This is a genomic window from Ruegeria sp., assembly GCF_965221235.1.
Classification (GTDB): Bacteria; Pseudomonadota; Alphaproteobacteria; order Rhodobacterales; family Rhodobacteraceae; genus Ruegeria.
In genome coordinates, this window is sequence record NZ_CBDCRS010000004.1 from 1,966,328 (window position 1) to 1,989,826 (window position 23,499).

Annotated in this window: 24 protein-coding genes; 13 read left to right on the forward strand and 11 right to left on the reverse strand. The window is 63.6% G+C overall.

Translation table 11 applies throughout. From position 1 onward, the window contains the following. The first annotated feature begins 21 nt into the window (after positions 1-21). The 5 genes from ACOQOY_RS12990 to ACOQOY_RS13010 all read left to right on the forward strand — a co-directional run bounded on the left by ACOQOY_RS12990 (position 22) and on the right by ACOQOY_RS13010 (position 4,928). Positions 22-2,649: a phage tail tape measure C-terminal domain-containing protein gene (locus ACOQOY_RS12990; protein ID WP_420585836.1), complete on the forward strand. Its 2,628-nt coding sequence runs from the start codon at positions 22-24 to the stop codon at positions 2,647-2,649. Next, positions 2,649-3,014, forward strand: a complete 366-nt coding sequence (locus ACOQOY_RS12995) for a hypothetical protein (RefSeq protein ID WP_420585837.1) — start codon at positions 2,649-2,651, stop codon at positions 3,012-3,014. Before ACOQOY_RS12990 ends, ACOQOY_RS12995 begins: the two co-directional genes overlap by 1 nt. Before the next feature lie 34 nt (positions 3,015-3,048). Beyond that, positions 3,049-3,435 carry a phage tail fiber protein gene (locus ACOQOY_RS13000; RefSeq protein WP_420585838.1) on the forward strand — a complete coding sequence of 129 codons (387 nt, stop codon included), beginning with the start codon at positions 3,049-3,051 and terminating at the stop codon, positions 3,433-3,435. A 135-nt stretch (positions 3,436-3,570) separates the two neighbouring features. Continuing rightward, positions 3,571-4,533: a DUF1833 family protein gene (locus ACOQOY_RS13005; RefSeq protein WP_420585839.1), complete on the forward strand. Its 963-nt coding sequence runs from the start codon at positions 3,571-3,573 to the stop codon at positions 4,531-4,533. Then, positions 4,533-4,928 (forward strand): hypothetical protein, encoded by a 396-nt coding sequence (locus ACOQOY_RS13010; protein ID WP_420585840.1) that lies wholly within the window; start codon positions 4,533-4,535, stop codon positions 4,926-4,928. Before ACOQOY_RS13005 ends, ACOQOY_RS13010 begins: the two co-directional genes overlap by 1 nt. 17 nt (positions 4,929-4,945) lie before the next feature. Here ACOQOY_RS13010 and ACOQOY_RS13015 read toward each other — a convergent pair whose 3' ends face one another. Beyond that, on the reverse strand, positions 4,946-5,146 hold the full coding sequence (locus tag ACOQOY_RS13015) for a hypothetical protein (protein WP_420585841.1): 201 nt from the start codon (positions 5,144-5,146) through the stop codon (positions 4,946-4,948). Positions 5,147-5,395: 249 nt separating this feature from the next. On the opposite strand from ACOQOY_RS13015, the gene ACOQOY_RS13020 reads away from it, so the two are divergent. Further along, positions 5,396-8,752 (forward strand): host specificity factor TipJ family phage tail protein, encoded by a 3,357-nt coding sequence (locus tag ACOQOY_RS13020; RefSeq protein WP_420585842.1) that lies wholly within the window; start codon positions 5,396-5,398, stop codon positions 8,750-8,752. Continuing rightward, positions 8,752-9,132: a hypothetical protein gene (locus ACOQOY_RS13025; protein WP_420585843.1), complete on the forward strand. Its 381-nt coding sequence runs from the start codon at positions 8,752-8,754 to the stop codon at positions 9,130-9,132. The genes ACOQOY_RS13020 and ACOQOY_RS13025 overlap by 1 nt, the downstream gene beginning before the upstream one ends. A 212-nt stretch (positions 9,133-9,344) precedes the next feature. Here the strand turns inward: ACOQOY_RS13025 and rpsO are convergent, their stop codons facing one another. From rpsO to rbfA, 6 genes are all read right to left on the reverse strand, one after another. Further along, entirely contained in the window at positions 9,345-9,614 is a 270-nt protein-coding gene (gene rpsO, locus ACOQOY_RS13030; protein WP_008757925.1) for a 30S ribosomal protein S15, read from the reverse strand. 144 nt (positions 9,615-9,758) lie between these two features. Then, complete coding sequence (locus tag ACOQOY_RS13035) at positions 9,759-10,775, reverse strand: calcium-binding protein (protein WP_420585844.1); 1,017 nt, start codon at positions 10,773-10,775, stop codon at positions 9,759-9,761. 94 nt (positions 10,776-10,869) lie between these two features. After that, the gene (locus ACOQOY_RS13040; protein WP_420585845.1) at positions 10,870-11,373 is read right to left on the reverse strand and encodes a DUF1643 domain-containing protein; all 504 of its coding nucleotides are present in this window, start codon (positions 11,371-11,373) and stop codon (positions 10,870-10,872) included. Between the two features lie 21 nt (positions 11,374-11,394). Then, a complete protein-coding gene (gene truB, locus ACOQOY_RS13045) occupies positions 11,395-12,300 on the reverse strand; it encodes a tRNA pseudouridine(55) synthase TruB (RefSeq protein ID WP_420585846.1) in 906 nt (301 codons plus the stop codon). 54 nt (positions 12,301-12,354) lie between these two features. Then, entirely contained in the window at positions 12,355-13,098 is a 744-nt protein-coding gene (locus ACOQOY_RS13050) for a phosphodiester glycosidase family protein (RefSeq protein ID WP_420585847.1), read from the reverse strand. Beyond that, a complete protein-coding gene (rbfA, locus tag ACOQOY_RS13055) occupies positions 13,095-13,490 on the reverse strand; it encodes a 30S ribosome-binding factor RbfA (protein ID WP_170453633.1) in 396 nt (131 codons plus the stop codon). Before rbfA ends, ACOQOY_RS13050 begins: the two co-directional genes overlap by 4 nt. A gap of 90 nt (positions 13,491-13,580) precedes the next feature. Here rbfA and dapB point away from each other — a divergent pair, with 90 nt between their 5' ends. Beyond that, the gene (dapB, locus tag ACOQOY_RS13060) at positions 13,581-14,390 is read left to right on the forward strand and encodes a 4-hydroxy-tetrahydrodipicolinate reductase (protein WP_420585848.1); all 810 of its coding nucleotides are present in this window, start codon (positions 13,581-13,583) and stop codon (positions 14,388-14,390) included. A gap of 5 nt (positions 14,391-14,395) precedes the next feature. Here dapB and ACOQOY_RS13065 read toward each other — a convergent pair whose 3' ends face one another. From ACOQOY_RS13065 to tmpA, 3 genes are all read right to left on the reverse strand, one after another. Further along, positions 14,396-15,253, reverse strand: coding sequence for a hypothetical protein (locus ACOQOY_RS13065; RefSeq protein WP_420585849.1), 858 nt, complete (start codon positions 15,251-15,253; stop codon positions 14,396-14,398). A gap of 114 nt (positions 15,254-15,367) precedes the next feature. After that, on the reverse strand, positions 15,368-15,958 hold the full coding sequence (gene tmpB, locus ACOQOY_RS13070) for a (R)-1-hydroxy-2-trimethylaminoethylphosphonate oxygenase (RefSeq protein ID WP_420585850.1): 591 nt from the start codon (positions 15,956-15,958) through the stop codon (positions 15,368-15,370). Beyond that, positions 15,955-17,091 (reverse strand): 2-trimethylaminoethylphosphonate dioxygenase, encoded by a 1,137-nt coding sequence (tmpA, locus tag ACOQOY_RS13075; protein ID WP_420585851.1) that lies wholly within the window; start codon positions 17,089-17,091, stop codon positions 15,955-15,957. The genes tmpB and tmpA overlap by 4 nt, the downstream gene beginning before the upstream one ends. A gap of 99 nt (positions 17,092-17,190) precedes the next feature. Here tmpA and ACOQOY_RS13080 point away from each other — a divergent pair, with 99 nt between their 5' ends. Next, a complete protein-coding gene (locus ACOQOY_RS13080; protein WP_420585852.1) occupies positions 17,191-18,045 on the forward strand; it encodes a LysR family transcriptional regulator in 855 nt (284 codons plus the stop codon). Between the two features lie 4 nt (positions 18,046-18,049). Here the strand turns inward: ACOQOY_RS13080 and ACOQOY_RS13085 are convergent, their stop codons facing one another. Continuing rightward, a complete protein-coding gene (locus ACOQOY_RS13085) occupies positions 18,050-18,232 on the reverse strand; it encodes a DUF1674 domain-containing protein (protein WP_420585853.1) in 183 nt (60 codons plus the stop codon). Positions 18,233-18,321: 89 nt separating this feature from the next. Here ACOQOY_RS13085 and ACOQOY_RS13090 point away from each other — a divergent pair, with 89 nt between their 5' ends. From ACOQOY_RS13090 to lspA, 4 genes are all read left to right on the forward strand, one after another. Beyond that, on the forward strand, positions 18,322-19,578 hold the full coding sequence (locus ACOQOY_RS13090; RefSeq protein ID WP_420585854.1) for an RsmB/NOP family class I SAM-dependent RNA methyltransferase: 1,257 nt from the start codon (positions 18,322-18,324) through the stop codon (positions 19,576-19,578). A gap of 90 nt (positions 19,579-19,668) precedes the next feature. Then, positions 19,669-21,408 (forward strand): heparinase II/III family protein, encoded by a 1,740-nt coding sequence (locus ACOQOY_RS13095; protein ID WP_420585855.1) that lies wholly within the window; start codon positions 19,669-19,671, stop codon positions 21,406-21,408. A gap of 22 nt (positions 21,409-21,430) precedes the next feature. After that, positions 21,431-23,020: a bifunctional phosphoribosylaminoimidazolecarboxamide formyltransferase/IMP cyclohydrolase gene (purH, locus tag ACOQOY_RS13100; RefSeq protein ID WP_420585856.1), complete on the forward strand. Its 1,590-nt coding sequence runs from the start codon at positions 21,431-21,433 to the stop codon at positions 23,018-23,020. Further along, positions 23,020-23,490 (forward strand): signal peptidase II, encoded by a 471-nt coding sequence (gene lspA / locus ACOQOY_RS13105; protein WP_420585857.1) that lies wholly within the window; start codon positions 23,020-23,022, stop codon positions 23,488-23,490. Before purH ends, lspA begins: the two co-directional genes overlap by 1 nt. Positions 23,491-23,499: the final 9 nt, after the last annotated feature.

A 23,499-nucleotide genomic window follows, 5' to 3' on the forward strand; every position in this document is an offset into this window, starting at 1 on the left:
CTCTGATCTGAGGAGGGCCGGATGCCGGACGATCTCGACCTTGCCATGCGCATTCGCGCCGACATCTCCGAGGCGCAGCGCAACCTGCAAGCCCTGCGGGGCTCTGTCACACAAGCCACACAGGAGGTGGCGCAGGCCAATCAGCGACAGGCCGCCACCGCCACCGAAGCCGCCAGGGCCGCGCGGGCGCTGGCACAGGCCCATGATGAGGTCGCGCGCGAAAGCACAGAAGCGACCCGTGCCGCGCTCGAGGAGGCGCGCGCGAAAGACACTGCCGCCCGCGCGGCCCTGACCGCCGCGCGCAGCGAAGCGCAGGCCGCCACTGCCCGCAACAGGGCGGCCCGCAGCGCATTCCAGCTGGCCGAAAGCCTTGAGCGGCAGGCAAGCGCGCAAACCCGTGCCAACGCCGCGACCAGCTTCAGTGGCCGACGCATGGGCCAGTTTGGCGCGCAAATTCAGAACACCGCGTTCCAGGTGCAGGACTTCGTTGTGCAGGTGTCCGCCGGCACCGAGGCCAGCCGCGCCTTCGCGCAGCAGGCCCCGCAACTTCTGGGAGGCTTTGGCCCGGCGGGTGCCGTGCTGGGCGTGGTGGCGGCGATTGCGGTGCCGCTGGGTGCTGCGCTCTTTAATCTCGCTGACGGGACGGAGGACGCGGCAGAGGCCGGTGATCGGCTGGCGGATGCGGTCGACAGCTTGCGGTCGCTGCGGGATTTGCGAGGCGATGTCGAGGCATTGGTGGAGACTTATGGCAGCGCCACCGTGCAGGCCCGCGCGCTGATCGCGGCACAGGAGGGTCTGGCGCGGCGCGAGGCGGGCCGGGCCTTGGAGGATGTGATCAATGGATTTGATGAGACACTGGATGCGCGCGCAGCCCTGGCCCGTCGCGCCAGGGCGCAGGACGAGCAGACCTTGCAGGATCTCGTTGCCCAGGCCCGCGATGCGCTAACGATCGATCCGGCTGCTCTGGTGTCATCGATCACGGATGTGCGCGAGGCCGCGCTGGCGGAGTTGCGGCGGGTGCTCGATCCCGATGCGGTTGCCGCACTGGCGGATGAGTACGGCGCGACAATCGGGGAGACCATCGAGGAGATTGCGGCAGGACTGCAGGTCCCGCTCAACGATCTGGCTGCGGTGAGCGCCCGCACCGCCGCGCAGATCGAGAGTGAGATGGGTGCTGCGGTGGCGGCAATCGCGGAGGAGTTCGGGCTGACGGAGGCGGCTGCGCAGCGACTGGTCGAGGCCTATGGCGATCTGCAACGTGCCGAAGGGGTCGAGGCGCAGGCAGAGGCGCTGGGTCGGCTGCGCGAGGCGCTGGAGGCGGCAAGGGTCGCCGCCACCGGGCAGAGCGTGGATCAGGCCGGATTACTGGATGCGTTTCTGAGGCGCGTCCTGGACGCGGAAGAGGCCACGCGGCAACTGGCCGCAGCTGGCGATACGGTCGCGCCGGGTCTCAGGGAGGCCGCGCGGGCCGCCGCTGACCTGACCGCCGAACTGGATCGCGCTGCCACAGGCATGGCCCGCTTGCAGGAGCGCGCGGAAATTCGTCTCGCCCGCGCCCGCGCCCGCGTCGATTTTGGCGATGATCCGGATGGGCTGCGTCGAGAGCTTGAACGGATTTACGTCCGCGAACAGGTTGGACCAACAGAGGATCAGTTGCGCGACTCGGGCGCGAGTGAGGCGGAGATCGCGGCGGCCACCGCCGGACTGGTTCAGCAGGCGCGCGCTGCTTTTGACGCCCGAACCGAGGCCGACAAGCCGGAAGAACAGCTGCGCGACATCGAGCGGGCGGGCACGCAGGCAGGCACATCTGCCGCCCGCGCGATGGAACAGCTGGCGCGCGCGCAGGCCAAGGCCCGCGACGAGGCGGACAGGCTGCGCGAGGCGACGCGCTTCGCCTTGAGCGAATATGCCCAGGATGCCATCGAAACCCGCGACGAGATCGCGGACGCCTGGAGCGCGGGGTTTGAGGGCCTGGAAGACGCGCTGACGCGGTTCGTGACAACCGGCAAAGCCTCCTTCAGCGATCTGGCCAGGTCGATCCTTGCCGATCTGGCCCGCATCGCCGTGCGCCAGAATATCACCGGGCCGCTGGCAGACGCGGCAGGGGCGTTTTTCGGCTCTCTGGGGGCCAGCGCGGGCGCGCCCGCCGTCTCGCCCCGGCCCCGCTTGCGGGGCGATGTGTTTCACGATGGTGGCGTGGCCGGGTTCGGGGCCGCGCTGCAGATGTTGCAAGCCGATCTGGCTCCGAACGAGGTTCTGGCCACGCTTGAGCGCGGCGAGGCCATTCTGACGTCTCAGCAGGCCCGCGCAGTCCTTGGCATCTCCCGCAACCGCCAGGCGCGCCGGGACGCGGAACACATATTGCGCACAGCCGCCAGCTATCGCTACCACACGGGCGGCGTTGCGGGCCAGGAGGCGGAACCGCGCGCCCCGGCCACAGCGGCCACGACGGGCGCTGCAAGAGCGGCGGCTGTGCCGAATGTCACGGTGAATATCGACAACAACGGCACACCCCAGAGGGTCGAGGCTGCGGATGTGCAGTTCGATCTCGAAGGCATGATCATAAACGTTTCGCTGAGAGACATCAGCGAAGGCGGGCCGCTCGGGCGGGCAGTGCAGGCCGTAGCGCGTTCCGGAGGGCAGATCTGATGCCCTGGCCCGATTATGCCCCGATCGTCGCGGATGATCAGGTGCTGGGGCAGGACGTGGATGTGGAGCGCACGCCCTTTGATGACGGGCTGATCCGGCAGGAGCGCCGGTTTTCGTCAGCCCTGCTCACATGGGGTGTGACCGCGCTTCTTGACGACGACGACGCGCTTGCGCGGTTTCGGGCCTGGGCCGCGCGCGAGGCGCATCTCTGGTTCGACTGGACCGACACCAGCAGCGGTGCCCGCCGCCGCGTCCGCGTCCGGAGCGGCGCAGGCGGCATCAATTATACCGCGCGGGTGCATGGAAATCTGCGCCGCTGGGAGGCGGTGATGACGCTGGAAGGGTGGCCGGTAACGGGCATTTAACGACCGGTTAAACGACGTTTGAGGGAGAACTCACATGGCATATATCAGCGATTACGGTCTCAACTGGCTCGTGGGCCGGTTGGCAACGCAAACCATCACCATTGGCTTGCACACCGGCGCGCCCGGCAATGCTGGCACCGCCAACGAACTATCCAGCGCGGGTGCGCGGAATTACGCCCGCAAGGCGGTCGCCGCCAGCGGCTGGAGTGCGTCAGGGGCGGAGACCGACAATGATGACACGATCACCATCTTCACGCCAAACGCCGCCTCCGCCGGCGACAGCGTGACCCATGTCAGTTACTGGTTGGGGTCAAGCTTTTTCGGCTGGGCCGAATTGCAGGCCCCGGTGACCACAATCGCGAGCATTCCGTTCAGCGTTGCGGCCGGGACGGCCGATTTCCGTCTGGCGCGCCCGGCATAAGGGCAGGACGCCGGCATGGGCATCGAGAGCCTCCCGATCGATCTGGTTCTGACCTGGCAACCCTCCTCGCGCCGCTGGGAAGGCGCGATCTTGCCGGCTGCGTTGCTTACAACACACATACCCAAACCTGTGTCCATGAGCACCCGTGGGAACCGGGGCGCGCGACGCCTCTCGGTCGGACCGCACGGTAATGATCTGCTGCCCGAGATCGAGGCAGCGGCCTTCATCACAGTCACGATGAGTGACATGCAGATAATCTATGAAGGCGGGTTCCAGGGCGATACGATCACGCCCTACGCTGTGAGCATCACCGAAGACGCGTATGTATTGCTGCAGCGCGGGGTGACCAACCCGGCCCTGCGCACGGTCACGGTGCGGCTGGACATCAATCGGGCCAGGCCCATGCCGGCAGAGATGCGGGCTGGCCTGTCCGGGCCGGCCGCCATTGTTGACGCGCGCCCGGCCCCCCTCGAGGTGCTCGCACGCTTGCCCGGGCCAACTGCACTCAAAATCACCCCGGCCAGACCGGCCCCCATCGAGGTTCTGGCGCGCCTGCGCAGGCCCGCTGTGATTGCCGAAGCCAGACCGGTACCGCTTGCACTCGACGCGATTGCGACCGCGCCGCACGCCAGCAGCGATCTGGTCTCCTTTGAAACGGAGATTCGTGCGTCCTCGCCCCGCAAACGGGTCTTGACGGCCATCGAGATCACACATCCGGCAACGCTGCAGCCCGTCCGGCTGGTCAATGACACGCGTAACGCGCGAATTGATGGTCAGACCTACACCGCCTGCCGCTTTGAGGCCCGATTGAGCAATGACGAGGCGCAACGCGCCCCGCGCGCCGAGATCGCCATCGGCAATGTGGGGCGGCAGATCAATGACTGGGTCGAACTGACCGGCGGCGGCGCGGGTGGAGAGGTCCGGATCATGCAGCTGCTGGAAGGCGCGAATGAGGTCGATTGGGAGATGACCATGGATTTGGCCGGAATGTCGCAATCCAGCGAGGTGGTGACCGCCACGCTGGGATTCGATCCGCTGCTCGGCCGCCCGGCCGTGGCGATCCGATACGACCCCCAAACCGCGCCGGGGCTGTTCTGATGAGGCGGTGCTGGGCGGAACAGTGGGTCTTGCGCCCGCCCCGGTCAGGCACGCGCGATTGCACATGCTTTGTCGAGGAAGTCTCGCGCCTGCAATTCGGTCGCGTGCTCGATCTGCCCTCCGCGACCTGCGGCGCGCGGGCGCGCGATGCGCAGGTCAAAAAACGCGCTGATGACTTTGCGCGGCCCACAGACACGCCGCAAGACGGTGATGCCGTGCTTATGACCATACTTGGGGCGCGCAGGCTGCAGAGCTATCACATCGGCCTCTACGTAGCCGCCGAGACGCCACAGGTCCTGCACTGGATGCACAATATCGGCGCGGCGCTGCACCCATTGGATCAGCTCGACCGGATCGGGCTGGATCTGGAGGGCATCTACGCATGGATCAGCTGATACCGCTCGATCAGCCCTCACTGACGCTGGACCATTGGCCGCATCCGCTCACCTCGGACGGCCGCAGCACCACGCGGCGCGGCATCGCCGAAGGCATGACGGTCGCCGATCTTCTGTCCGATCTGATCGCCGAACAATGGGGGGACGGCCCGGCCGCCGCCAATACGATCGAGGTGCTGGTCGATCACGTCTATATCCCGCCGGACGCGTGGATACATACACGCCTGCGCGCAGGCCAGACAGTCACCATACGCGCCGCAGCGGGCGATGACGCCCTGAGGATCGTTCTGCAGATCGCGGTCATTGCTGCGGCTATATACATACCTGGCGCGCAGACCCTTTTTGCAGCCGGCTCTTGGCAGGCCGCAGCCCTGTCGGCGGGGATCGCGGTCGCAGGCGGGCTGATCGTGAACGCGCTGGTGCCTGTGCGCGCGCCCGATATCAGCGGCCCGCAGCAACCCGATCCGGTGTTTTCGCTCACGGGTGGCAGCAACCGCGCACGGGCCTACGAGCCCTTGCCTCTGGTTCTGGGCGAGCATCGCCTGTTCCCCGATCTGGGCGCGCGCGCCTTTACCGAATATGTCGATTTCGACCAGTATCTGAGCCAGATATTCAACTGGGGCCTGGGCGATCCGGATATCGACGATTTGCGGATCGGGGATACGCCGATCGAAGATTTTGAGGGCGTCGAGCTGCAATGGGGCGACGCGGCCGGACGCGTGAGCCTGGTTGCGGGCAATGTGGATACCATCGCGGGCGCAACACTGGACGACACCGTTTGGGTGTCGCGCGTCACAAGCGAGAACACCAACAGAATACAAATCGACATCACCGGGCGGTTGTTCCGTGTCGAGGATGACGGCGATTATGTTGTGCATGACGTCCCGCTGGAAATCCGGTTCCGGCGGCAGGCCAGCGATCCCTGGACGCGGCGCTCCACAACGCTGTCATGGGACCAGCAGGAGCCCTACCGCGTCACGTTCGCATACGATCTGCCACAGGCCGGCACGTGGACGGTCCAGGTGCGGCGGGTGTCTGCGCCCTCGGACCGCGAACGCACCTATGACGAGTTGCATTGGGCGGCGCTGCGGTCCCATCAGCCGGACACTGCGCGCTATGCCGGTCAGACACGCCTGGCCGCGCGGATCAAAGCCAGCGGTCAGCTCAATGGCGCGCTCGACCGGTTGTCGGGCCGCGTCCGGCAACGCATACCCGTGCCGGTGCCGGATCGCACACGGTTTGGCACCGAGCGCGTCTACAGCTCCAACCCGGCCGCGATCTACCGCGCCTACGCGCGCGGCTGGCAGACGCCGGACGGGACCATTGCCGGGATCGGCCTGGCCGCAAGCCGTATCGACGATGCCGCGCTGATCAGGTGGTACGATGTGTGCGCGGCGCAGGGATACCGCTGCGACACCGTCGTGACCTCGGGTACACATGACGAGATCTTGAGGATGATCGCGCAATGTGGTCATGCAGCGGTCTCCTGGCACAGCGGCAAGCTGGGCGTGGTGGTCGAACGCGCGGGCACCTCGCCCACCGGGCTGGTGTCACCGGCCAATGTCATCAAGGGCACCTTCCGCGTCGAATACGCTCCGGGCGCGCTCGCGGATGAGATCGTGGTCCGCTATATCGAGCCGGAGATGGACTGGCAGTACAACTCGGTCCGACGCACACGGCCGGGTCTGGTCGGGCCGGTCCGGAAAACCATGACCGTCACCGCGCGGGGCGTGACGCAACGCGCCAACGCGGCAATCGAGTGCAACCTGCAAGCGGCCCGTCAGCACTATCACCGCCGTCAGTTGATCTGGGAGATGGGCCGGGAGGGCCGGGCGTTTCAGCGCGGCGACGTGGTCAACATCACACATTCGCTGATCGACGGTGGACAGGCGGGCCGGGTTGTGGGCGGTGGCGTGGACCGCATCACCCTCGATCGCGCGGTCAGCGTCGGGGTAGACGACTGGATATTGGTCCGGCTGGCCGATGGTCGCCTGCACCAGTCCCGCATATCCGCACCGCCGGGGACGACCGGCGATGTTTCGGAGGTAGTGCTGGCCTCGCCCATGCCGATCGCGCCCGATCTGGGCGGCCTGGAGCCGCAGGACGCCATCTGGCGCATCTACGACGCCGCGCTGCCGCCTGTCAGGGCCCGCATCATCGGGGTCCGGCCATTGAGCGACCGGCGGTTCAGGTTCACCGCCATTGATGAGACCGACGCCTATCATGCGCTGGCCACAAGCGATCTCAGCGCACCGTTCCCCGCCGCCCGGTCGCGGTTTCCGAGAGTGGCCGACGTGCAGTTCTCCGCCCGCCGTGTGCGCGTGGGACGCGGCGAAATGATCGAGCTGCGCGCCGCTCTCACGGTCAGCGGGGCGTGGACCGGCGGCGTGGTGCGGGCGGGCCCGTCATCATCCGATTTGCGCGTCGTGGACCGGCTCTCCGGTCCGGCCGACCTCGTGGCAACCTGGATCATCCCGCCGCAGACCAACCAGGTTGTCCAGATCATACCCGGCACGCTCGACAGCCCCGACGGCCCGGTCTGGACCGGGCAATGGACATGGGATGGCGGCGTCCGCCCGCCCGCGCCGGCAAACTTCGCGGTCACGGTCGATGATGACCGCACAAGGCGCTTCACCTTCGACATGCCCGCCCAGCCCGATGTCATCGGCGTGCAGATCCGGTATTCCGCCGTGGCCAATGCCGATTGGGACGATGCGGTCGAGCTGCATTCCGGCCTGCTCACCGGATCGCCATTCGAGTCGCTCGACCCGCGCAGAGGCACGTGGCACTTTCTGGCCCGCGCCATCAGCAGTTCCGGCCTGATGTCCGACCCGGCCAGAGTGACGGCCACACTCGGCTATGCCCGCGATGCCACCGTATTCTGGCGCGGTGTGTGGTCATCTGCGCAAACCTATGGCCTGCGCGATCTCGTGACGCATCAGGGGCGTACATGGCTGTCAATCAGCGATGCCAATACAAACAACACCCCCGCCGATGGATCGGCACATTGGCAGGATATCGCCGCAGCCGTGCGCTGGCGCGGCGCATGGTCCGGCACGACATCCTATCAGGTCAACGATCTCGTCAGCCATGAGGGCGCGTCGTGGATATCGACAGCACCGGACAATCTCGGCAACACGCCGTCAACCACATCGGCGCAATGGGACCTGATCGCGCGGGCGGGCGAGGACGGGGTCAACGCAAATGACGGTCAGGGATTCGAGTGGAGAGGGGCCTGGGCGACCGGGCGGGATTACCGTGCCAACGCCACCATCCAGGACATCGTGGCCCGCAATGGCAGGGCCTATATCTGCACCAGGACACATGCCTCCACATCAGATAACGGGCCCACCGGTGATGAGGGTGGCGACAATTGGGACCTGCTGGCAGATCAGGGCAAGCCGGGGCTTGACGGAGACAGCTTCCGCTGGCGTGGCACATGGTCCAGAGTCACCACATACGCCCGGCAGGATACTGTTGCCCACGACAGGCGGTCCTGGATATCGGTACGTGACAACAATCGGGGCAACACACCCTCATCAACCTCTTCCTTCTGGCAGCTTCTGGCGGACCGGGGCGACAAGGGTGATCCGGGCGCGGGATTGACGGGACGCTATGTCGATCAGGTACGTGTGACGAACAAATCGACCACCCGAAGACGCGGCGACGGTTCAATCCTCGAGAGAACCGAGGTGCTGTTGAACACAGTCACCCCGATCACATGGACCGTGATCAATTCCGGCGCGCATGGCCTGCGCGGCACCTTGCAGGTCAACTTCATCCGCACGGACTATTATAGAAGTGGCGGCGACAGGGACCGGTAATGGATAACTGGACGATCATCAAAGCGCTGCAATGGGCGCACGCCAACAAGCGGATTTCCGTGCCGACAGGGCTGCGCACCTCACAAAGCGTACTGGCCTGCTCCAGCACCCTGACGCGCATCGATCGCGGACCGGACGATGTCAATTACGAATACACCGGGCCTTTCAGCAGCGCATGGTGGGACGATCGCGTGATATGGGAGCCATACGCTACAATCTATTGGGTGCATGAAGCGGGAGCGCCACTGCCGGCCACCAAAAAGCCGGTCATCGAATATCACCCCAAAGATCCAGCCGCCGACCCAAAGCCCTCATGGGCGCGTGTTCGCGAAATAATGACCGCGTGGCAGGCGGTCGGGTCACCCACCGCAGACCTGTAAGGAAGGAGGCATTTTCAGCCGATTTATGCGGGTAAATTCAGCCGAAAAACGCCGGAAAAATACCCCGGAAAATGCCGATAAAATCCAGCGAAATTTCCCGGCATTTACCTCGACTTTTGACACCCATGTGACCTCGACTTTCGACTCGCTACACCGGCGCAAAAAAAACGCCCGCCAAATTGGCGGGCGTTTCGAATTGAACGAAAAAGCGTTTAGCGGCGGATGCCCAGCTTTTTGATCAGGTCCTGATAGCGCGCTTCTTCTTTGCCCTTCAGGTAGTCCAGCAGCTTACGACGCTGGGCAACCATTTTCAGCAGACCGCGACGACCGTGGTTGTCTTTCTTGTGGGTCTTGAAGTGCTCGGTCAGGGTGGTGATGCGCGAGGTCAGGATGGCAACCTGGACTTCTGGCGAACCGGTGTCGCCGTCCTTGGTTGCGAATTCTTTCATGACGCGTGCTTTTTCAGCGGCAGTGATCGACATCGGGGTCTCCTTTAAAAGGTTAGAGTTAATGGCGCAGGCCGGGATGTCGTCCAGCACAGGCCCATGGAGAAAACCGCACCGATTCCGATGCGGACACGCGCGTATAGGCGCATTTCAGGTAAATGGCAAAGGGAATCTGTGGTCTCAACTCAGGGTGCTAAGCTGCGCCAGTTCGGCCTCGGTGATGAGTTGAATGTCGTCGGCGGTCAAGCCTTCGGCCCCAAGCAGTTGCGCCACGTCCTGCCCGGCCACCAGAACGTGGGTCAGGTTTTCGTCGTCCGGGTCAGTCTCGATCTGGATATCCGGGTCCTCTTGCCCGTCCCATGAGATCAGCAATTTGTCTTGCCCGGGTTGGAAATCCATGACGGTGACGGCCTCATCCTCGTCGTCGGGGGACAGGATGATATCATCCGCGCCATCGCCACCGGTTACGACATCCCCGCTATCCGCCAGAATCGTGTCTTCACCCCCGCCGCCATTGAGGAAATCGCGGGCCTGTTCGCCGTCTCCATCCGCGCCGGTCAAATGGTCGTCGCCCTCACCGCCGAACAGAACATCCTCGCCCGCGCCGCCGTGCAGGGTATCCGCGCCAAAGCCGCCATGCAGGGCGTCATCCCGATCGCCGCCGGTCAGAGTGTCGTCGTCCTGACCGCCAAACAACACGTCCGCGCCGTCGCCGCCCTCCAGAACGTCCGCACCGGAATGGCCATAAAGGGAATCGTCGCCGTCATTCCCAGCCAGGTGATCCTCACCAGCATTGCCATGCAGGATGTCCTGACCGTCACCCCCGGCAATGGTATCCGCGCCATCGCCGCCGTGCAGGATGTCGTTTCCGTCGCCTCCGTCGATCACGCTGTCTTCGGGTTGATCGTCAATCTGATCCTCACCGTCCTGCCCGGCCAGCGCGTCGGAATCTTCGGTCTCCAGATCACCTGCGACCTCGGAAATTTGGGTTTCGACCGATTGCTCTTCATCCTCGAAGGAAGGCTCGGCCGTGACCGGGGTTCCGTCGATCTCAAGGAACTCACCTTCCGAGATTTCGTCAGGCTGATCGTCGATGTTGTCGTCGTCTTCGGGCGCTTCGTCGGGGACGAACACGTCGCTCATGGCATAGGCGGCACCGCCGACGGCGGCCAGGCTCAGCAATCCGATCAGAAACATGGGAACCCTCCGTGAACGCATTGCCCCAAGGGTAAATGTCTCATGCAATCAAGCGCTTGGTCAAAGCCAAGCTGGGGACATGGTTAACCCTTTGTCACCACGGTGCGGGCTGCTGGGTATAGGCGATATACAGCGGGTGTTTTGGATGACCGTCCTTGGTCAGCCCCAGATGGAACAGCGGTTGACCGGTGCTGCGCAGCAGGGTTTCCACCGCTTGTCCGCGGTCCAGATGCGCGCCGTGAGTGCCCCAGGCGGCAATGACCTGATCAGCCCATTGCACGCCGTCCAGAATGGCCGCGTCATTCTCAGGCCCTACCGGATCGGCAGCGGCGCGCATCTTGCGCGGATCGGTATCGCGCCAGGCGAAGATGTTGGTGACCTGAAACGCCCCGAACCCCAGCGCCCGCGCGCGTCGTTCGCAGCGTTCGACGGTGGGGTCGTTCTGCACTTCGGTCGCGGTCGAGGGGTTCAGCATCACAAACAGCGCCTTGCGTCCGCCTGCGTCCCAGACACGCGTCAGGCTATAGCGATACTTCTCGCAGTCGGAGTAGATGGCGGTCGAGGGTGCGTCGCCCTTGGTATGCGTGCGGGTAATCATGCCTCCCGCCTAGCACGGCGTTCAGGCGACGAACACCCGGCTAGGGTGCAATTCACCGGATTTGTAGATGCCGACGGCCACGGCCTTGCCGTCCAGCGAGGCCCAGGCTTCGTCGCCATATTCCACGTCCGAGGCCAGCACCATACCCGGATTGCCATTGCGCAGGCGGGTGGCGCCTTCGGGGGTGCATTTCAGTTCGGGCAGGTCGGCGAGGCCAGTTTCCAGCGGGTGCAGGTAGTCGTCCAGCGCCTCGGTCTTGGCCATATCGTCGATCTGTTCGATGGTCAGGCCGTCTTCGGCCTCGAACGGACCCGACCAGATGCGGCGCAGTTCCTTGACGTGGCCGTGGCAGCCCAACGCTTCACCCAAATCGCGTGCAATGGAACGGACGTAACCGCCCTTGCCACAGGTCATCTCCAGCACCACGTGGTCTTCATCAGGGCGGTCGACGAGGATCAGTTCCTCGACCCACAAGGGGCGGGCGGACAGTTCCACGTCCTCGCCATCGCGGGCCAGCTTATAGGCGCGCTGACCGTCGATCTTCACGGCCGAGAACTTGGGCGGCACCTGCATGATGTCGCCCAGAAACGGGGCCAGCGCCTGTTTGATATCGTCGTCAGACGGACGAGCATCGCTTTCGGCAATCACTTCGCCTTCGGCATCATCGGTGTTGGTCGCCTGACCCAGACGCACGGTGAAGGTATAGGCTTTCAAGGCATCGGTGATGTAGGGAACGGTCTTTGTCGCCTCACCCAAGGCCACGGCCAGAACGCCGGTGGCCTCGGGGTCCAGCGTCCCCGCATGGCCCGCTTTTTTTGCGTCCATTGCCCAACGCACTTTGTTGACCACTGCGGTCGAGGTCATGCCTGCGGGCTTGTCCACCACCAGCCAACCCGAGATATCGCGGCCCTTACGTTTGCGTCCCATTCCACACCTTGATTCATGCTAAGGCGCGCGAGTTAGCGGATCACTCTGCCGCTGTCAATTTGCCGGAGCGTCTTCGACCACACCCACAATCGGCCCCAGCGAAAAGCCAATATCTGACCGGTTGCTGGCGCGCTCATACATCCGCGAGATATTGCCATCAAAGAACAGCGCATTCGGGGTTGCCAGCACATCCCGAAACAAGCGGCCGAATTCGTGGAAGGTGACGTAATCCTCGGAAATCGCAAACACCGCGCGCGTACCATCGACGCTGGTCCCAGCGCCGTTGCGCACGAACAACGAGGTCGAATCGGGCAGGAAGCGCGGGTGTAGCTCTCCGTCGATCACCAGCATGGGGCCGGACTGGGTGGCGAACTGGCATTCGGGGGCCTGATCGACATAGTCGAGCGTCTCGAACACGTCGGCGCGGCCCTCACGGACACAGAATACACCGTTAGGCAGCAGGCCGAAATTGCCGGGGCCGGGGTTTGAGATCACGCGCATCTGTTCTTGCCCGTCTTCGACATAATGGCCGACGGGCGAACGGTCGTCGTGATACATGCCCGCATTCATCGCAAAGGCCAGCCGTTTGCCCTGCGGCTCCAGCGCCTCGTTGACCGAAGAGAAATGGCCCAACAGGTCGCCGTTCTCATCGTTCAGAAACAGGCGCAATTCTTCATTGGCGGCATCCACTTCACAAACCGTATACCGCTTGTCCTCATACGTGACCTCTTCACAGGTCACGGCACCCGCCTGCGCCGCCCAAAGGACGGCTCCCGTGGCGACAAGCGCTCGGATCACTCGTCCAGATCGCGGCGTACCGCGTCCTGTTCGAACATGCGGCGGGTGTCGTCCAGCCGGTCAAACGTGTCATCCAGACGGAAGCGCAGATCGGGCGAGAATTTCAGGTTCAGCTTCTTGCCGATCACGCGCCGCAACTCGCCCTTGTTACGGGCGAGCAGTTCGATCACGTCCTCCTGCCCTTTGCCGCCAAGGGGCAGCACATAGGCGGTGGCGATCTTCAGATCGGGTGAGGTGCGCACCTCACCCACAGTGATTGACATGCGGTTCAGGTCGGGGTCGTGGACATCTCCGCGCGCCAGAACCTCGGACAGGGTGCGGCGGATCAGTTCGCCGACGCGCAGCTGTCGTTGGGACGGGCCGGGGCCATCGTGGAATTTGTTCTTTGCCATGTCTTCGATCTAAGCGCAAATCCGGCCTTTGCCAAGCGGGCGCGAACGGGGTAGGAGGCTTTGAGCCGACCAATACAGAGGATAAGCGCAATGACCCACATTCCGGGGATCGTGATCACAGGGGCCTCGGGCCGTATGGGGCAAATGCTGATCAAGACCGTCACCGACAGCGATCAGGCCCGTCTGGTCGGCGTGGTCGAGCGCGCGGGGCATGACTGGATCGGTCAGGATGTGGGCGAGGCAATGGGCGGTCAGGCACTTGGTGTGACCGTGACGGATGATCCGCTGGAGGCGTTTGCGCAGGCGCAGGCGGTGATCGACTTCACTGCGCCCGAGGCAACGCTGGAGTTTGCCGCATTGGCCGCGCAGGCGCGTTGCGTGCATGTGATTGGGACCACTGGAATGAGTGATGAGCAGATCGCGGCGCTGGAACCGGCTTCGCGTCATGCGGTGATCGTGCGGGCGGGGAATATGAGCCTTGGCGTCAATCTTCTGGTGCAACTGACCAAAAAGGTTGCGGCGGCATTGGATGAGGATTTCGACATCGAGGTCATCGAAGGCCACCACCACCACAAGGTCGACGCGCCTTCTGGCACCGCGCTGATGCTGGGCGAGGCGGCGGCCGAGGGGCGCGGCGTCAAACTGGAAGATGTGTCAGACCGGGGCCGCGACGGCATCACCGGCGCACGTCAACGCGGCAATATCGGCTTCCACGCCATTCGTGGCGGCGACATCGTGGGCGAACATGACGTGCTGTTCGCCGCGCCGGGTGAGCGTATCGTCCTGCGCCATCTGGCCACCGACCGCGCCATTTTTGCCCGTGGCGCGCTGAAAGCGGCGCTCTGGGGGCAGGGCAAGGCTCCGGGTCAGTATGACATGGTGGATGTGCTGGGGCTTTAGGTCCCTTACCGAAAGGCGGATAGACCGGGCGGTTCGGTGCCGTCCTGTGCGATCTGAGCAAAGAGCATCCCCAGCCGTTGATCCCATGTGGGGTATTGGCCCGACACAGCATAAGTCAGGCGCTCGGCCCCGATGGAAATGCCCAAGGGGGCGGCGTCTCCGGCGATGACGATTTCTCCGATCTCGGTCCAGTTCGCCGACGGAGGATAGGCGCTGGGGGCGGGGTCATTTGTGTCCGTCAGGCGGTAGTAGACGCCCATGGTCACGATGTATTGGTCGCCAAACGGATCGGGGAAGAAAAAGCCCGAGGCATCGCGGGCCGCCAGTGCCTCGGCCTCGTCGCGCAGCAATACCTTTTCTTTGAAAGGCAGGCCCAGTTCGTCCAGCACAGGGCGCATGCCATCGGCCTGCGGCACGCTGACAAAGGCGATGCGGGCGGGATCGAGGCCGAAGCCGTCGGTCAGAAGCTGCATCATCAGGCGGGTCGTCGTCTGGCCATCCGCATCTTTCGGGTGGCAGCCGACCTCGTGAAACAAGGGCAGCACATCTGCACGCGACTTCTCGTCCACATCGGCCACTCGCGCCAGGGGCTGGATGACAAAGGCACCGGAAGGCAGCACGGACTGATCGAAATCGTGCCGCAGACCGCCGTTGTAATCATCCCGTCCGGATACCACCGACAAAGGCTGGGCTTCGGTGAACCCAAGCCCGGCGAAGCTGGTTCTTAGCTGCGCGAGCGTGTCCGCAAAGGCCCGTTCGAACGCCTCGTTCTGATCGGCCGCCGCAAACGCCATGCGCGGCAGCAATGTTCCGACCGTCGCTGCGGTTCCCAGCTGGACAACCCTGCGTCTGTTCACACTCATCGGATGCCTCCCGTTCCCATTGGACATGGTGCGAGCGTAGCACAGATGGTGTGTGCAAGGGTTAAGGGTTTCTGAAAACGCGCTGATCCGGGGCTTGGGGCGTTTTCGGCGCGGTCATCCGGTACCCAGATGTTTGTCCACCATCCGCTGTACCATCGGGGCGAAATGGGCGAAATCCGGGGTTTCCATGTCGGCGCGCTTGCCAGCCTCATCCAGATACCGCACCTGAATGATTTCTTTCAGGTTGGGGTTGGCCTCGAATGCGGCAATCTCATCGGCGCTCATCGGGCCGCCCTGCAATTCCAGCGTATGAACCGAAGCGGCGGACAGGCGGTTGAAATACTCGGGTTTTGTCGCGCAGAGATATCGTTTGGCCGCTACGTGATAACGGCAGCAATCGGTGATGACCGAGGGAAAGAACTGTTCCAGCACTTCGGCCCCTGCGTCCTCATGGTGGCGGTCTTCGGTGTCGTCGGGGTGATAGGTGCCGAACTCGGACGTGAAATGGCCGATATCGTGCAGCAGCGCGCCAACGATGATTTCCTCGGGCTGGCCGTCTTGTTCGGCAATGGTGGCCCCTTGCAGCATGTGCTGGGCCATGGTGACGGGTTCCCCGAGGTATTCTTCACCGCCGCGACGCTCAAATATATCACCGATGAAAGCCACGATATTGTCCCGGTTCAAGGTCGAGAAATCAGGTTTCATTCCGCCGCCTCCGGCTGCGCCATCTCCATTGCCGCCAGCGTCGACAGTAACCCGTCCTTGTCGGCGTAGCAGCCCTGCAACCAGCGTGAACCGGCGCTGGAGTACCCCAGACGCGCGTGCAGGACGCGGGTGTTGTCGACGATGAAGCTCTCGCCCGGTTCCAGTTTGAACGACACGCCCATGGCCGGGTCGTCGATGATTTCGCCAAATTGGCGGTAGGCAGCGTAGTAGGCCTCCATCTGGTCAAATGGGATATCGACCAGCGGTGCAGTCGAGCGGTTATTGAAACGGATGCCGATCAGTTCTCCGTCCGGGGACAGCTCGATCATCGGGCGGCGGGAGCGCAGGCATACCCCGTCCGAGCCCTTGTATTCAAACCGCGCCGGATAACCGGCCAGCAGGGCAAAGCCTTCGGGGTTCTTGGCGCGCAATTTCTCAGCCGCGCGGAAGCCGTCGACGACGATCGAGTCGCCGCCCTCGGCGCTGTTTTCAAGGCAGTACAGAATTTGCAGCGTTGGCACCGGGTCGCGATAGGGGTTGTCGGTATGGGCCTGCAAGCCAAGGCCTGTATAGGCGAGGTTGGTCGGGTTCACCTCGGTCCGCACCTCGAAATAGGGGCCATAGTTGGTTTCACGCACATAGCCGAACAGATCGGCAACTTTCAGCAGCGATTCCGGCTCGGTCGGGCCACCCGTCAGCTTGGCAAAGCCAAACTCGGCCACGGCGGCCAGCCAGTCGCGCTTGGTGGCAGGGTTGGTAAGGACCTGATCCCAGGCGGCACTGGGCGCAGCGATATCGCCTTCCCACGTGGTGATGCCGGGCGCGGTGCGGCCAAACTCGGTCGTTACGTTGCGGTCATAGATGTGATCTGCCAGCCACGCAGCTGGGAAGATGACAGTCTTGTCTTCGGGCTGAAAGGTCACGCGCAGATCGCCGCTTACGACCTCTGCCGCGCTGACCGACACAGCCGCAGGGATGTCCCCGATGGTGATCAGACGCTGGCCATTACCGGGGGCGCGGGTCTCGGGGTCCAGCGCGTTGTCGCGCAGCCAGATGGCGTGAAAACGGGCCTTGGTGCCGGTGTCGAACTCAACCGTCACGACCGAAGTATCATGGGTGGCAGTGCGCAGCATGGGGGGTCTCCTGTTCAGCGCGGGCTTTGGTTGAGGAAATACGCCTCTCATGGCATTACCACAATTAATGCTTCTTTCGGCTGAGGCTTGGAAAATCTTATGGCTAAGAAAAAGATCGGATTGCCGCCGCTGGACTGGCTGCGCGTGTTTGAAGCGGCTGGGAGGCTGGGCGGGTTCTCAGCCGCGGCGCGTGAGTTCGGGTTGACTCAAGCGGCAGTCAGTCAACGGATCGGGAACCTTGAGGCGTGGCTGGGCCGGACGCTGTTTGTACGCGAGGCGCGGGGTGTGTCGCTGACGGTCGAGGGTGAAAGCTATCTGCCGCTGGTGCAGGACAGCTTGCAGGCGCTTGAGCGCAATACTGAGGATTTGTTTGGGAAATCTCCACGAGAGCTGCGGGTGGCGGGACTGTCTTCTAACATCCACGCGCTTGTTGTGCCGGCTTTGGCGCGGTTTCACCAGATGCGGCCCGAGGTGCGGGTGATGACCGATTCCGGCGCGCGGCGGTCATCGCTGGATGAAGAGCGGACGTGGCTGCAAATTCGCTATGGCCGCGGGGCGTGGCCCGGACGCGATGCCGCCCTGATCGCGGCGGAGGTGTTGGTGCCGATGGCCGCGCAGGGTGTGGCTTGGGGCGCGCCGCTGATTGATCTGCGCGGCGAACGCCCGGCATGGCGGCATTGGGCGCGGCAAGCGGATCAGACGGACTTGCCGCCCTCACAAATCAGCTTCGATTCGATGGAGCACGCCATTTCAGCGGCGCGGCAGGGGATGGGCGTGGTGCTTGGGTCGGTGCCTCTGGCACGCGCGGATTTGCAGGCGGGGCTGCTGCTAAGGCTGGATTTGCCAGAGCTGCCAACCAAGGACGGCTATTGGCTGACATGGCCCGAGGAGAGGGCCAAATCGAAAAATCAACGCGCGCTGATCGGTGATTTTCTTCAGGCGCTACAGAGCTGAAAGATCAGAAGTCGATTGCAATGCCTTTCTTTTCCCAATCGCCATAACGGGCCGGATCGGGGCCGTCGCGCCCGCCCAGTTCTTTGGGCTGCGCCTTGGCATCGGCTGCGGCCTTCTTGCGGCGCTCTTCGGCCTCGGCCAGCGCGCGCTGGGCGGCGGGGGGTAGGTCTTTGCGGTCGTCGCTCATGACTTCGGGTTCCTTTCCGTGCTGAGGCTTGATATACGCCCGCGTCCGCCTCTGGCAATGCGGGCGGGGATAAAATCAAAGGCGGGTTCATGTCCGACAACGCAACGGCAGCGCGACGCAGCGCGATTTATCTGCTGGATCAGATCTTGGGCGAGGGGCGACTGTTGTCCGAATGTCTGGCCGCAGGTGCGCTGGACCGGCTGCCCCCCGAGGATCGCGCACGCGCGCAGCGCCTGACGCTGGAAACCCTGCGTGGGTTGGAACGCGCCGACCGGCTGCTGGACAACCACCTGAACCGGACACCTGCGTTGACCGTCCACAATGCACTGCGTCTCGGTGCCGTCGAGCTGTGTCATGGCGAGGCCGCGCATGGCGTGGTCAACTCGATGGTCGAGATCGTGGGCCGCTCGCGAAAACACGGTCGTCTTAAGGGGCTGGTGAACGCAGTGCTGCGCAAGGTGGCCGCCGAAGGGCCAGACGCATGGCCAAAGATGCGGGTGCCGCGCCTGCCCGAATGGCTGCGCGACCCCCTGATCATGGCCTGGGGCAAAGACGCCGTCACCGGCATGGAACAGGCTCATTTCGCTGCCGCACCGCTGGATCTGACGGTCAAGCCGGGCGCAAAGGGACCGGGTGAAGCGCTTCCGACCGGCTCGATGCGGGTGCAGGATGCGGGTCAGGTCTCAAACTTGCCAGGCTTTGATGCCGGAGACTGGTGGGTGCAGGACGCCGCCGCTGCCATACCGGTGGGTGTTCTGGCACCGCAAGCCAGTGAGAATATCCTGGACCTCTGCGCGGCGCCGGGCGGCAAGACGCTGCAACTGGCCGCTGCCGGGGCGAATGTCACGGCGCTGGATATCTCGGAGTCGCGATTGGAGCGCGTGCGCGAGAACCTTACCCGGACGGGTCTTACGGCCAATGTCATCGCAGGCGACGCGCTGGAGCATCAAGGCGAGTACGACGCCGTCCTGCTGGACGCGCCCTGTTCCGCCACGGGCACCATCCGGCGTCACCCCGATCTGCCTTTTGCCAAGGACGGCTCGGAATTCGGTGGTTTGATCGAGTTGCAGGCGCAGATGCTGGCCCATGCGTGGACCCTGCTGAAACCCGGAGGACGGCTGGTCTATTGCACTTGCTCGCTGCTGCCGGATGAGGGTGAGGTGCAGGTCGAAGAGGCCTTGGATCAGTACTCCGATATGGCAGTGGACCGCGATGCGCTGAAAATCCCCGGCATTGAACCGAGCTGGATCACCGAAGAAGGCGGCCTGCGCCTGCGGCCCGATTATTGGGCGGATCGCGGCGGCATGGACGGGTTCTATGTGGCTTGCCTGATCAAATCTGCCTGAGCATACGCTTTTCGATGACTTGACGATCGCAGCGGTCTATCGTTGGGTCTCAGGCGCCAGCAGAGCGCGAGGGGCAGAGTAACGAGCGTCATGTCAAAATCAGATACCATGACCAATCGGTGGACGCGGTTTCAGAACCGGCTTTACGCGCGGCTCAGCCGGCGACGCAAGGCGGCTACGGGCTTTGTCGGCGACCCAGAGCCGCGCACCGTCGGCTCGTTCGCGCGCGGTCGGCAGCTGGTGGCCGGAAATCTGCTGTTTGCTGGCTATCTGGTTGAGGCGCAGGATACCGACCTGTGGGACGTGACCGCGCCCAGCATCGGGTTTGACAATGAACGCCACGGCTTTGCCTGGCTGGATGATCTGGCGGCTGTTGGCGACATGCGGGCGCGGGACAAGGCGCAGCGCTGGGTCTGGGGCTGGATTGATGCGCATGGCGGCGGGCAGGGGCCGGGCTGGGCACCTGATCTGACCGGCAGGCGGGTGATGCGCTGGATCAATCACGCTGTGTTTCTGCTGCGCGGCGCGGATGAGGCGCAGAGCCGCGCGTTCTTCCGCGCGCTGGCGCAGCAGACATGGTTTCTGTCGAAACGCTGGCACGCCGCAACGCCGGGACTGCCGCGGTTCGAAGCCCTGGCCGGTCTGGTTCAGGCTGGGCTGGCGCTTGAAGGGTTGGAGCATATGGCCGACCCGGCCCTGCGTGCTCTGGCCAAGGAATGCGAAAAGCAGATTGATCAGCACGGCGGCATTCCCACCCGTAACCCTGAAGAATTGCTTGAGGTGTTTACGCTGCTCAGCTGGACCTCGGCGGCGCTCAGTGATCTGGGGCGCGGAACACCCAGTGCGCAGGCGGATGCGATCAAACGCATGGCTCCCACTCTGCGCAGCCTGCGACATGCGGATGGTGCGCTGGCCCGGTTTCACGGTGGTGGACGCGGGCTTGAGGGGCGTTTGGATCAGGCTCTGGCCCAAAGCGGTGTCAAACCGCAGCACACGACCGGGTTGGCGATGGGCTATTCGCGGCTATATGCTGCGCGCACCAGTGTGATCATAGATGCCAGCGCCCCGCCCAAGGGGGCTGCGTCTTACAACGCGCATGCATCGACATTGGCCTTTGAGCTGACCTCGGGGCGGCGGCCTTTGATCGTGAATTGCGGTTCGGGCGAAAGCTTTGGTACCGAATGGCGGCGGGCCGGGCGGGCTACACCGTCCCATTCGACCCTGTGTCTGGACGGCTATTCAAGCGCCCGGCTGGCCGAGGCCGGACCAAGTGGCGAAAACGAAGCGCTGGTGGACGCGCCGCAGGACGTTCCGGTCGACATGGAAGACGCGTTTGAAGGCACACGCTTCATGGTCGGGCATAACGGTTACACCAAAACCTTTGGTCTGACCCACGCTCGCACTTTCGAGCTGCGCTTTGACGGGCGAGAGCTGACCGGCGAGGATATTCTGTTAACCGCCACCGACAAGGCCAAGCGGCAATTTGACAAGGCGATGGATGCCTCGGGCCTGAACGGTATCGGCTTTGACATCCGGTTTCACCTGCATCCAGACGTGGATGCGGCCATTGATCTGGGCGGCGCGGCGGTGTCGATGGCGCTCAAAAGCGGTGAGATCTGGGTTTTCCGCCATGATGGGGTGGGAAAATTGGCCGTCGAACCAAGCGTTTATCTTGAAAAAGGGCGTTTAAAGCCACGCGCGACAAAACAGATCGTTCTATCCGGGCGCGCAATGGAGTATGCGACGCGCATCCAGTGGACGTTGAGCAAGGCACAGGATACAGCCTATGCCGTGCGCGACCTGCACCGGGACGAGCCCGAATTCGACTGACGCCAAAAGGACCTTTGAGCCCATGACCGATCTTCACCCCGTGCGCCGCGCGTTGCTTTCCGTATCCGACAAGACCGGGCTGATCGAGCTGGGAAAGGCGTTGGCCGAGCGTGGGATCGAGTTGCTGTCGACCGGTGGCACGGCCAAAGCTTTGCGCGATGCAGGGCTCGAGGTGAAGGACGTGAGTGAGATCACCGGCTTCCCCGAGATGATGGATGGCCGTGTGAAAACGCTGCACCCGATGGTGCATGGCGGGTTGCTGGCCCTGCGTGACAATGACAGCCATGTGGCCGCGATGACCGAACATGGTATCGGCGCGATCGACCTGCTGGTGGTGAACCTCTACCCATTCGAGGCGACCGTGGCCAAAGGCGCAGATTACGACACCTGCATCGAGAACATTGACATTGGTGGCCCAGCGATGATCCGTGCGGCCTCGAAGAACCATGCATTCGTCAACGTGGTGGTGGATGTCGAGGATTATTCTTCACTGCTGGACCAACTGGAAGAGAACTACGGCAAAACATCGTATGGGTTCCGTCAATGGCTGGCTCAGAAGGCCTATGCTCGTACTGCTGCGTATGACACGGCCGTGTCCAACTGGATGGCCGACGCGCTGAAACTCGAAGCACCAAAACGCCGAGCCTTTGCCGGTGAGTTGAAACAGACCCTGCGCTATGGCGAGAACAGCCACCAACAGGCTGCGTTCTATACCGATGGCACCAACCGTCCGGGTGTCGCGACCGCCGTACAGCATCAGGGCAAGGAACTGAGCTACAACAACATCAACGACACCGATGCGGCCTTTGAATTGGTCGCCGAGTTCGACCCGACGCAAGGCGCGGCCTGTGCGATCATCAAACACGCCAACCCGTGCGGTGTCGCGACCGGCGCGACCCTGCTGGACGCCTACAAATCGGCTTTTGACTGCGACCGCACCTCGGCCTTTGGCGGGATCGTGGCGCTGAACCAACCGTTGGACGCGGAAACTGCGCAGGAAATCACCGGCATCTTTACCGAGGTCGTGATCGCCCCCGGTGCATCGGATGAGGCCAAGGCGATCTTCGCCGCCAAGAAAAACCTGCGCCTGTTGACGACCGAGGGCCTGCCGGATGTGACCGCTGGTGGCAAAACTGTGCGTCAGGTGGCCGGTGGCTTGTTGGTGCAGGACAAGGATAACGGCTTTGTGGGCATGGATGACCTAAAAGTGGTCACCAAGAAGGCTCCGACCGACGAACAGATGCGAGACCTTCTGTTCGCTTGGAAAGTGGCGAAACACGTCAAGTCCAACGCCATTGTCTATGTCAAGGACGGCGCGACAGTTGGAGTCGGCGCGGGCCAGATGAGCCGGGTGGATTCGGCCCTGATCGCAGCCAAAAAAGCCGAACGCATGGCTGACGTGCTGGGCCTGCCGCAGCCGCTGACCATCGGTTCGGCCGTGGCGTCGGACGCGTTCTTCCCCTTCCCCGACGGTCTGATGGAGGCCGCCGAGGCCGGCGCGACCTGCGTCATCCAGCCCGGCGGCTCGATGCGCGATGATGAGGTGATCGCCGCTGCGGACGAGGCCGGCCTGGCGATGGTCTTCACCGGCATGCGCCATTTCCGCCACTGATGCGTATGCGCCTTTTGCTCTGGGCCGCGTTGGCCGCGTTTCTGATCGACCAGATCAGCAAGTATCTGGTCGTTCAAGTCATGCGCGTGGCCGAGGGCAATATCGACGTTCTACCGCCCCTGTTGGTGTTCAAATACGGCGAGAATCGCGGCATCAATTTCGGCCTTTTCCAAGGCGATTCCGAAGCTGCGCGCTGGGTTCTGATCGGCATCTCGCTGGTGATTTCGGTCGGTGTGCTGATCTGGCTGATGCGCACGGCCCCATCGAAGCTGATGCTATTCTGCGGCGGGCTGCTGATCGGCGGGGCATTGGCAAATGTGCTGGACCGGGTACTCTATGGCTATGTTCTGGATTTTCTGAACATGTCCTGCTGCGGTATCAACAACCCGTTTGTCTTCAACCTGGCCGACGTCTTCATCTTTGCCGGTGCCATCGGACTTGTGTTGTTTGATGGCAAAAAGCCCTCGTGACGCGCCGGG

Coding starts and splice junctions, on each gene's coding strand:
- ACOQOY_RS12995 (WP_420585837.1), top strand. CDS start 2,649: ATGCCCTGGCCCGATTATGCCCCGATCGTCGCGGATGATCAGGTGCTG.
- ACOQOY_RS13025 (WP_420585843.1), top strand. CDS start 8,752: ATGGATAACTGGACGATCATCAAAGCGCTGCAATGGGCGCACGCCAAC.
- ACOQOY_RS13065 (WP_420585849.1), bottom strand. CDS start 15,253: ATGAGTGTGAACAGACGCAGGGTTGTCCAGCTGGGAACCGCAGCGACG.
- dapB (WP_420585848.1), top strand. CDS start 13,581: ATGACCCACATTCCGGGGATCGTGATCACAGGGGCCTCGGGCCGTATG.
- ACOQOY_RS13090 (WP_420585854.1), top strand. CDS start 18,322: ATGTCCGACAACGCAACGGCAGCGCGACGCAGCGCGATTTATCTGCTG.
- ACOQOY_RS13035 (WP_420585844.1), bottom strand. CDS start 10,775: ATGTTTCTGATCGGATTGCTGAGCCTGGCCGCCGTCGGCGGTGCCGCC.
- ACOQOY_RS13040 (WP_420585845.1), bottom strand. CDS start 11,373: ATGATTACCCGCACGCATACCAAGGGCGACGCACCCTCGACCGCCATC.
- ACOQOY_RS13085 (WP_420585853.1), bottom strand. CDS start 18,232: ATGAGCGACGACCGCAAAGACCTACCCCCCGCCGCCCAGCGCGCGCTG.
- ACOQOY_RS13010 (WP_420585840.1), top strand. CDS start 4,533: ATGAGGCGGTGCTGGGCGGAACAGTGGGTCTTGCGCCCGCCCCGGTCA.
- ACOQOY_RS13005 (WP_420585839.1), top strand. CDS start 3,571: ATGAGCACCCGTGGGAACCGGGGCGCGCGACGCCTCTCGGTCGGACCG.
- ACOQOY_RS12990 (WP_420585836.1), top strand. CDS start 22: ATGCCGGACGATCTCGACCTTGCCATGCGCATTCGCGCCGACATCTCC.
- purH (WP_420585856.1), top strand. CDS start 21,431: ATGACCGATCTTCACCCCGTGCGCCGCGCGTTGCTTTCCGTATCCGAC.
- ACOQOY_RS13000 (WP_420585838.1), top strand. CDS start 3,049: ATGGCATATATCAGCGATTACGGTCTCAACTGGCTCGTGGGCCGGTTG.
- tmpB (WP_420585850.1), bottom strand. CDS start 15,958: ATGAAACCTGATTTCTCGACCTTGAACCGGGACAATATCGTGGCTTTC.
- rbfA (WP_170453633.1), bottom strand. CDS start 13,490: ATGGCAAAGAACAAATTCCACGATGGCCCCGGCCCGTCCCAACGACAG.
- lspA (WP_420585857.1), top strand. CDS start 23,020: ATGCGTATGCGCCTTTTGCTCTGGGCCGCGTTGGCCGCGTTTCTGATC.
- rpsO (WP_008757925.1), bottom strand. CDS start 9,614: ATGTCGATCACTGCCGCTGAAAAAGCACGCGTCATGAAAGAATTCGCA.
- ACOQOY_RS13095 (WP_420585855.1), top strand. CDS start 19,669: ATGTCAAAATCAGATACCATGACCAATCGGTGGACGCGGTTTCAGAAC.
- truB (WP_420585846.1), bottom strand. CDS start 12,300: ATGGGACGCAAACGTAAGGGCCGCGATATCTCGGGTTGGCTGGTGGTG.
- ACOQOY_RS13080 (WP_420585852.1), top strand. CDS start 17,191: ATGGCTAAGAAAAAGATCGGATTGCCGCCGCTGGACTGGCTGCGCGTG.
- tmpA (WP_420585851.1), bottom strand. CDS start 17,091: ATGCTGCGCACTGCCACCCATGATACTTCGGTCGTGACGGTTGAGTTC.
- ACOQOY_RS13015 (WP_420585841.1), bottom strand. CDS start 5,146: ATGTATCCACGCGTCCGGCGGGATATAGACGTGATCGACCAGCACCTC.